The 720-nt window shown below is 40.1% G+C and carries 1 protein-coding gene; it reads right to left on the reverse strand.

Annotated features, from left to right (window positions below; genetic code table 11):
• Window positions 1–452: 452 nt before the first annotated feature.
• On the reverse strand, window positions 453–720 hold a 268-nt coding region (locus tag VB732_RS35850), incomplete at its 5' end, for a hypothetical protein (protein ID WP_323235541.1).

Consider the following 720-nt stretch of genomic DNA (forward strand, 5'->3'; position numbering starts at 1 on the left):
GGATGACAGATACGGTTTGGTAAAATCCCCAATCCTTGCAACTGCAAAATACTTGAAACCCTTGATTTATCGTTACAATAGTATTAGTAGTTAATAACCCCCAGAGGGTTACTCGTCGTTAGAAGAGTCCTTATCTTCTTCATCATCCTTGTCAAAATTTGTATTGCTGAGGGGGACTTGTGGGTGAATCGAAACGCCGAAAGGCAATATTAGGTAATGACTATGGTTTACCTAATATTTTCAATGAAGTCCAATCAATGTGGACGCAGATTAATTTCTCGATCAAACGAGTCAAAGATTCTGATAATGGATCTTTACTTGTTCAGTGTTCCAACAACGACCGAGGATTCCATCAAGACACTATTGCCCAAATTCAAAAAGAAATAGAAAATTGGAAATGTGATTTGGATATTCCTATCTTGATCCAAGTTCTCCCAAGGGGAGTTCAAAATTCAGGAACTAAACTTTTTGATGGGTTCGTTACCCTTTGGTGTAATTGTCCAGAATTTGAATTGTGGCGAGAAATATTTGAAAGTGAACGAGTTTAGTAAACTTTGTTGCATACATCCGCTTGCACAGCCGGTTCCAACTCGACTTTCGCCAAAAACCGCAGTTGTCGTTCGTTGGTCGGCACTGGAATTTCTCACCCAATCAAACCCTTCAGGCCGATGAAATGCTTCAACTGCATTCGCTACACCATCTTCACCCCTGATTTTCTCA

The sequence above is a fragment of the Nostoc sp. UHCC 0252 genome, from assembly GCF_034931145.1.
In the GTDB taxonomy this organism is placed as follows: domain Bacteria; phylum Cyanobacteriota; class Cyanobacteriia; order Cyanobacteriales; family Nostocaceae; genus Nostoc.